Annotated in this window: 5 protein-coding genes; 4 read left to right on the top strand and 1 reads right to left on the bottom strand. The window is 55.8% G+C overall.

The features are described from left to right. Positions 1–104 precede the first annotated feature (104 nt). The 4 genes from IGS51_RS19115 to IGS51_RS19130 all read left to right on the top strand — a co-directional run bounded on the left by IGS51_RS19115 (position 105) and on the right by IGS51_RS19130 (position 4,196). Entirely contained in the window at positions 105–1,037 is a 933-nt protein-coding gene (locus IGS51_RS19115; protein WP_297080385.1) for an ABC transporter permease, read from the top strand. A gap of 20 nt (positions 1,038–1,057) precedes the next feature. Continuing rightward, a complete protein-coding gene (locus tag IGS51_RS19120; protein ID WP_297080386.1) occupies positions 1,058–1,741 on the top strand; it encodes a cysteine hydrolase family protein in 684 nt (227 codons plus the stop codon). Between the two features lie 118 nt (positions 1,742–1,859). Beyond that, positions 1,860–3,407, top strand: a complete 1,548-nt coding sequence (locus IGS51_RS19125) for an ABC transporter ATP-binding protein (RefSeq protein WP_297080387.1) — start codon at positions 1,860–1,862, stop codon at positions 3,405–3,407. Between the two features lie 87 nt (positions 3,408–3,494). After that, entirely contained in the window at positions 3,495–4,196 is a 702-nt protein-coding gene (locus IGS51_RS19130) for a cysteine hydrolase family protein (RefSeq protein WP_297080388.1), read from the top strand. 127 nt (positions 4,197–4,323) lie between these two features. On the opposite strand, the gene asnS is transcribed toward IGS51_RS19130, so the two are convergent. Beyond that, on the bottom strand, positions 4,324–5,712 hold the full coding sequence (asnS, locus tag IGS51_RS19135) for an asparagine--tRNA ligase (protein WP_297080389.1): 1,389 nt from the start codon (positions 5,710–5,712) through the stop codon (positions 4,324–4,326). Between the last annotated feature and the right edge of the window lie 348 nt (positions 5,713–6,060).

Below are 6,060 nucleotides of genomic sequence, written 5' to 3' on the forward strand. Positions count from 1 at the left end.
GAGGCGGTGGAGCAGCAGAGCGATCGCCTGATCAGAAGTACCCCAACAACCCAAATATTCCAACTCAATACTCCAACCCAACACTCCAACCCAAGACTCTAACTATGTCAGAACCCTCACAAGCAATCGGCTGGCTTGGTGTTCCCCTGGCGATTATTGCGGGAACCATGCGCGGCGGCACACCCTTTCTGTTCGTCAGCCTGGGCGAGTGCCTGACGGAAAAGAGCGGCAAAATTAACCTGGGTCTGGAAGGGACGCTGCTGACGGGCGCGATGGCGGCCTACGCGATCTCCTATCTCACTGGCTCACCCTGGCTGGGTGTGGTCGCCGCAGGGCTAGCGGGAGCGTTTCTCGGCGCAATCCACGGCTGGCTATCGCAGCAGTTTCGAGTCAACGATGTGGCGGTGGGCATCGCCATGATTATCTTTGGCAGCGGCGTGGCATTCTTCTTTGGCAAGCCGTTTATTCAGCCCAAAGCGCCGCAGTTGCCGACAATCGACCTGGGCAACTGGAGCGAGGTTCCCGCCCTGCAAGCCGCGCTGCAAATTAGTCCGCTGTTTTTAATTGGGCTGGCGATCGCCCCCCTCATGGCGTGGTTTTTCCGCTCCACCCGCTGGGGACTCTTTATCCGCGCCGTGGGCGACAGTCCCGAAGCCGCCCGCGCTATGGGCGTGTCAATTTTCAAAGTGCGGATGCTCAGCGTCATTGCCGGAAGTTTCCTAGCGGGCATCGGCGGCGCGGCGCTGTCGCTGTATTATCCCGGCCTATGGACGGAGCGGATCTCCAGTGGTCAGGGCTTGATGGCAGTGGCGCTGGTGATTTTTGCCCGCTGGAACCCGATCATGTGTCTCTGGGCTTCGCTGCTCTTTGGCGGCGCACAGGCCCTCGGCCCAGCGCTGCAATCCGTTGGTATTAAGGAAGGTTATTACTTATTCAACGCCGCACCCTACGTGCTGACGCTGCTGATCATGATTTTTACCTGCTCACCCAAACGGACGCTCAGCGGCGTTCCGGGCGCATTGGGAACCGATAGCTGATTCAGGAAGGAGGTTGATGTATGGGACGTTTTGTAGAAGCCGATCCTTATCCTTATCCGTTTAACGGTGAGCTGCATCCCGAAAATACGGCCGTGCTGGTCATCGACATGCAGATTGACTTTTGCGGGCCCGGCGGCTATGTGGACAAGATGGGCTATGACCTGTCGCTGACCCGTGCGCCGATCGAGCCGATTCGGGCAGTGCTGACGGCAGCACGGGCGCAGGGCTATCACGTCATGCACACCCGCGAAGGACATCGCCCCGACCTGTCAGACTTGCCAGAAAACAAACAGTGGCGATCGCGCCAAATCGGGGCAGGCATCGGCGATCCGGGTCCCTGTGGCAAGATCCTGGTGCGCGGCGAACCCGGCTGGGAAATCATTCCTGAGCTTGCGCCGCTGCCCGGTGAAGTGGTGATTGATAAACCCGGCAAGGGTTCCTTCTACGCGACCGATCTAGATCTTGTGCTACAGCGCAATCGTATTCAAAATATCATCCTTGTCGGAGTCACCACTGATGTCTGTGTGCATACCACCATGCGGGACGCAAACGATCGCGGCTATGAGTGTCTGCTGCTCTCGGACTGTACTGCTGCAACGGATTATGGCAATCATCTGGCCGCCCTCAAGATGATCAAAATGCAGGGCGGCGTGTTCGGCGCGGTATCCGATTCACGTTCCTTTATCGAGGCGATCGCCTCATAAAGTCTGAATCATCAACAGATTCATCAGCAGATTCATTAATCAGTACATTTCCTCTGCATATCGCATCTCAAACAGCCCTATCTTCGACCTTGGTTAACCTCTAACCCCATCACCCCTCATGACTTCCATCGCCACAACCAGCCCAACCCTCCAAGTCGAGCGTCCGCCCGATCTCCAGGTCACAGGCATGTCTAAGCACTTTGGCACACTCATCGCGCTGGATAACGTATCGCTGCATCTCAAACCTGGCAGCTTTCACGCGCTGCTGGGCGAAAACGGCGCGGGCAAAAGCACCCTAGTCAAGTGCATCATGGGCTTTTATTCCCCTACCTCTGGGGCCGTGCTGATCGACGGCAAACCGGTAAAAATCGCCAATCCCCGCGATGCACACCACTACGGCATCGGCATGGTGTATCAGCATTTCACCTCCGTTCCTGCCATGACGGTCGCCGAAAACCTGGTTCTGTCTCGCTACGAAAGCAAGGCGCTAATCAACTGGAAGGATGAACTAGAAGAGCTTCAAGCCTTTATGGATGCTTCGCCCTTCCGCGTGCCGATCGACGTGCCGATCGCCCAACTCGCCGCCGGACAAAAACAAAAGCTGGAAATTCTCAAGCAGCTTTATCTGAAGAGCCGCATCCTGATTCTGGATGAGCCGACTTCGGTGCTGACCCCTGCCGAGGCGGACGAAGTCCTGGGTCTGCTGCGCGAACAGGTCACCGATGGCAAGCTGAGCGTGCTGATGATTTCGCATAAATTCCGTGAGGTGATGGCCTTTACCGACGAGATTACAGTCCTACGCAAGGGTAAGTTTGCGGGCAGCGGTCTGGTGAAGGATCTGACCGTGCCAGAGATGGCAGAAATGATGATGGGCGAGAAAAAAGAGCCAACACCTGTTAACAAAGTTAACGACTTGGAAAAAGTCCCTGTGCTGGAAGTGCGGGATCTACACGCCAACAAAGACAACGGCGTAGAGGCTGTCTCAGGCGTGAACTTAACCGTTCACAGCGGCGAGATCGTCGGCATTGCAGGCATTTCGGGGAACGGTCAGCGAGAACTAGTAGAAGTGCTGGCAGGACAGCGCGAACCCACGTCTGGCGAGATTTGGGTCAACGGTGAACCCTACAGCGCGACCCGTGCTGAAATGTTCAAACACAAGGTTTTTGCCTTGCCGGAGGAACCGCTAAAGAACGCTTGCGTTCCACATATGAGCGTCGCAGAGAACATGGCTCTGCGAACGTTCGATCGCCCACCCCAGGCAAAAGGAATCATGCTGATCTTGAACGCGATTCGGAACATGGCGGTGGGACTGATTCACCAGTTTTCCGTCAAAACGCCATCACCCGAAACGCCCGTCGAAAATCTCTCTGGCGGAAACGTGCAGCGTGCGGTTTTGGCACGGGAATTGTCTGCCGATCACATCAAGCTGCTGATTGCGGCAAACCCCTGCTTTGGTCTGGATTTTAACGCGGTGGACTTCATCCACACTCAGATCGTAGATGCCCGAAACCGGGGCGTGGCGGTGCTGCTGGTCAGTGAGGATCTGGATGAACTGCTGAAATTGAGCGATCGCCTCATCGTCATCAGCGGCGGCAAGTTTGTATACGACAGTCCAACGAGTGAAGCAGACTTTGGGGCGATCGGCACCAGCATGGCCGGCCATTAGCCACGCATCCAAAATTCAAAACCCAAGATTCAAAACCCAAAGCCCAAAACCCAAAATCCCAAACCGACCTGTCGGAGAACACCAATCATGGGTCTAACCATCACAGCGCTTCCTTACGAATACACCCTGCCAGACGACCTGAGGAAACTGGCACTAGTCATCATCGACATGCAGCGTGACTTTATGGAACCAGGCGGCTTTGGCGATGCGCTAGGGAATGACGTAACGCGACTCCAGGCAATCGTTCCAGCGCTGAAGGAACTGCTGGCAGCGTTTCGGGCACTGGGTTTGCCTGTGATCCACACGATCGAGTGCCACCAGCCCGATCTATCCGACTGCCCGCCTGCCAAGCTCAATCGGGGCAAAGGCTCACTGAAAATTGGCGACGAGGGCCCGATGGGGCGAATTCTCGTGCTGGGGGAACCGGGAAACGGCATTATTCCCGATTTGGCTCCGCTGCCGGGTGAAATCGTCATCTCTAAGCCAGGAAAAGGCGCATTTTACGCGACACCGCTGGGCGCAATTTTGGCAGAGCGCGGCATCACCCACTTATTGATGACGGGCGTGACCACTGAGGTGTGTGTGCAGACGACGATGCGCGAAGCCAACGATCGCGGCTATGAATGCCTGATGGTGGAAGATTGCACCGAGAGCTATTTTCCAGAATTTAAGCAGGCGACCCTGGAAATGGTACGGGCGCAGGGCGGCATCGTCGGCTGGACGGCTCCCTCAGCAAACGTGCTGGACACATTCGCTGCATTCCGAGCGTCAGAGGCTTCTCCTGTCTGAGCTACCGCTTCACCCTAAATCGGGCAGAGAACCTCTGCATGGCCGCCTGTGAATTCAGCCCCGCAGGCGGTTTTTCTTTTCGGCTGGCGCGTCGGTTCGCACTTCGGTTCGCAGACCCGCTTGCTGCCTAAAATTCAGCGCTGAGCGGCGTGCGGGGGAAGGGGATGACATCGCGGATATTTTGCATTCCCGTCATGAATTGCACCAAACGCTCGAACCCAAGCCCAAAGCCTGCGTGGGGCACCGTGCCAAACCGTCGTAGATCGAGATACCACCAGAGATCTTCGATGGGCATTCCTAAGTCCTGAATGCGTTTTTCCAAGACATCCAGACGTTCCTCGCGCTGTGATCCACCGATGATTTCCCCAATACGCGGCGCAAGCACGTCCATTGCGCGAACCGTTTTCCCATCGTCGTTCAGCCGCATATAAAAAGCCTTGATCTCGACAGGGTAATCCGTGACGATCAGCGGTTTCTTAAACAATTCCTCTGCCAGGTAACGCTCATGTTCCGATTGCAAGTCCAGTCCCCAGGAAACAGGGTACTCAAAGGTGCGATCGCTCTTTTCCAATAGGGCGATCGCCTCTGTGTAGGTGATCCGCGCAAACTCGCTGTTAATAATATTCTCGGCTGTTTCCAGCACTGTGTTTTCAATGCGCTCATTAAAGAACGCCATATCTTCTGGGCATGTCTCTAGCACATGCTTGAACACATACTTCAGGAAGGACTCGGCCAGTTCCATATTGCCCAGCAAATCGCAAAACGCCATCTCTGGCTCAATCATCCAGAACTCCGCCAAATGGCGCGACGTGTTGGAATTTTCGGCGCGAAACGTGGGGCCAAAAGTATAGACATTGGAAAACGCCATCGCCATGATTTCCGCCTCTAGCTGGCCGGAGACGGTGAGATAGGCGCGTTTGCCGAAGAAATCTTGCCCAAAATCAACCTCGCCTTCTTTCGTCTTGGGCGGATTTTTCAAATCTAGATTCGTGACGGTGAATAACTCTCCCGCGCCCTCACAGTCGCTCGCCGTGATGATGGGCGTGTGAACCCAGAGAAAACCCCGCTCTTGGAAAAAATGATGCACTGCCTGAGCAGCGGCATTGCGGACGCGGAAGACTGCGCCGAGAGTATTGGTGCGCGATCGCAGGTGGGCAATCGTCCGCAAAAACTCAAATGAGTGCCGCTTCTTTTGCAGCGGATAGGTTTCCGGGTCTGCCTCGCCGTAGACCGTAACCGACTCTGCCCGTAGCTCAATCCGCTGCCCCTTAGCGGGCGACTCCACCAGCACACCGGAAATTTCCACCGCTGCACCCGTGTTGATGCGGGCGATCGCCTCGGCATATCCCGGCATATCTTGATTAGCCACCACTTGCAGCCCCGCCATCGAGGAGCCATCGTTCACCTCGATAAAGGTGAACTCCTTTTGTTCACGTTTCGTCCGCACCCAGCCACGCACGCTCACGGCATCGTTGGGCTGGCCCTGGCGGAGGAGGTCAAGAATGCGGTTCAGCATATTTCAAAGATCAGGGGTCAGGAGTTGGGAGTGAGAGCCGGAAAGCCCTTCATTAAAAATAGCGGGTTTGGGGCGATCGCTCCCACTCTTTCACCACGTTTATCACCTAATCCCACCTTCCTAACCCAAAAAAGACTATTTGCTACAGAGCAGCAGCTTCCTAGCACTGCATAAAACTTGTGGGATTGCCCCTCTGACGATTGCAATCCCAACACCGACACTTCTGGGCGATCGCCCTCATCTGGCAACACCAACACCTTTGGGCGATCGCCCCCCTAATCCCTTTTGGGACGTTGCACACTGACCCAAGTCTGTCGCTACCCAACCTCTGCGGCTGACCCGAAAGCG

It is taken from the genome of Thermoleptolyngbya sp. M55_K2018_002, from assembly GCF_015295965.1.
GTDB classification, from domain to species: Bacteria; Cyanobacteriota; Cyanobacteriia; order Elainellales; family Elainellaceae; genus Thermoleptolyngbya; species Thermoleptolyngbya sichuanensis.